The 1,646-nt window shown below is 63.8% G+C and carries 3 protein-coding genes; 1 reads left to right on the top strand and 2 read right to left on the bottom strand.

The features are described 5' to 3' along the window. Nucleotides 1-127: 127 nt before the first annotated feature. Together KA712_26180 and KA712_26175 are read right to left on the bottom strand one after the other, a co-directional pair. Entirely contained in the window at nucleotides 128-601 is a 474-nt protein-coding gene (locus KA712_26180) for a MarR family transcriptional regulator (GenBank protein ID MCG5056441.1), read from the bottom strand. A 40-nt stretch (nucleotides 602-641) separates the two neighbouring features. Then, nucleotides 642-1,043, bottom strand: coding sequence for a DUF1398 family protein (locus tag KA712_26175; protein MCG5056440.1), 402 nt, complete (start codon nucleotides 1,041-1,043; stop codon nucleotides 642-644). Between the two features lie 425 nt (nucleotides 1,044-1,468). Between KA712_26175 and KA712_26170 the strand changes: the two genes are divergently transcribed. Beyond that, nucleotides 1,469-1,646, top strand: a 178-nt coding sequence (locus KA712_26170) for a hypothetical protein (GenBank protein ID MCG5056439.1), incomplete at its 3' end; no start/stop codon positions are given.

Raw genomic sequence — 1,646 nt, 5'->3', positions numbered from 1 at the left:
GGACCGGGGCACACATGAGTTCGTGTACACCGCCGACACGTTGACGCCAGGGGATTTCCTTTGGCCCGAAGCCACGGTCGAAGATCGCGAGTCCCCCGGCGTTGACCACGGGCAGCAACGCACCCATTCAGTCGATCGGCGCGCCCCGGAGCTCGAGGTGCTTGGCAACCCTCATGAGCGTCGCGAGCAGCGAGGCCCGTTCCTCCTTTGAGAGGTGCGCGAAAGACTCCGCATCGTTCTTGTCGGCCAGCGCCGCGAGCTTCGGAACGAGACGCCGCCCGGACGCCTTCAGGCTGACGAGTTGCGCCCGTCCATCGCGCACGTCGTCGCGGACCGACACGAGGTCCTTGGCCAAAAGTCGGGCCACCAGCTTCGAGATGGCCCCACGGGTCAGCCCGAGCGTCGTCGCAAGCTCGCTCGGATTGATGCCGTCCCCGTCGAACAACGCGCGCAGCACGACCCACTCGGCGACCGTCACGCCGCGTGCCTCCACCTTCGCCTTGAAGGCGTGAGACACATGGTTCGACACCAAGCGGAACCAGTATCCGAGATGTGCCTCGAGCTCACTCACCTTGGACCGAGTCTGTGGTCTCTTTGTCACGTCATTTTCCTTGCCGGGCTTGTGGCCGCGTTTGTGCGGTTTACTGCGGGAAGTGCTCGACATGCGTCTCCGCCGTGCGCCCGAAGTAAACGACCCGCTTTCCAAGGAAAGACACCATGTAGCCAGCGCACCCCGCGGCCTTCACCTTTGCGCAGAAGCCGGCGTACGTGTAGCCGGGAGCCTTGTTCTGCGCCTCGCGCACGGCGCTTTCGACGTCGCGGCCGCGGAATTCGGGCGCCACTTTCGCGTGTGATTTTGGCAGAGGAAGCTGCACGCTCTCGCCGGTGGCCAGGAAGTACGTGGACGTGCTGCGCCGGTAGTCGACGTCATAGCCCTCGAACCCCGCTTCGATCAGCGCGCGGACGATGGAAGGGAAGTCCATGGTGCCTGCGTACGCGGCCTCCAGGCATCCCTTGGCGGTTGCGGTCAGTTGCTCGTTCATGTGCCGGATCCTCGCTTCGCGTGTGGTGGCGGACTGGCTCTGAGCCAGTAAACCGCAGAGCAACGGATAGCACGCCATAGTTTCCTAGGCAACCATATGACGACCGACCCACCCTTCAGACAATCTCACGCCCCGCCAGCCACGATGCGGACGCTTGCTTCAGGCTGGGTCATGCCACACCGGTTGTTCAGGGCTGTGGACTCGCTCGCGATTCCAGTTGGCCCAATGCGTTAGTCCTCGACTTTGCCGACCTCCCCTGACATTTGCGCAGCGCCAACTCCGGGACAAACGCACGATGCGTGTAGGCCCTAAAGCCACGTTGGATCCCTGCCGATGATACGCTCGAAATCGTGCAATTGGCCTCGTTCGACGGGAAACGCTACGGGGGCCGCTTCGAGACCGAACAAGAGGTTGGTCACGGCGGCATGGGGGCGGTGTACCGTGCGCGCGACTTGCAAACGGGCGAATACGTCGCCCTGAAGGTGCTCTACGAACGCCAAGGGCCGAACGCGGAGCGCTTCGAGGAAGAGGCGGCCATGCTGTCGGAACTGTCGCATCCGGCGATCGTGCGCTACGTGCAGCACGGACTGACCCCAGGAGGCG

This window comes from Myxococcales bacterium, assembly GCA_022184915.1.
GTDB lineage: Bacteria > Myxococcota_A > Polyangia > Fen-1088 > Fen-1088 > JAGTJU01.
Note: the sequence above shows the minus strand (reverse complement) of the source record. Positions and strands in the feature narration are given on the sequence as shown.

What these genes read in the sequence shown, in the direction of transcription:
- KA712_26175 (MCG5056440.1), bottom strand. Translation starts at nt 1,043, where the DNA reads ATGAACGAGCAACTGACCGCAACCGCCAAGGGATGCCTGGAGGCCGCG.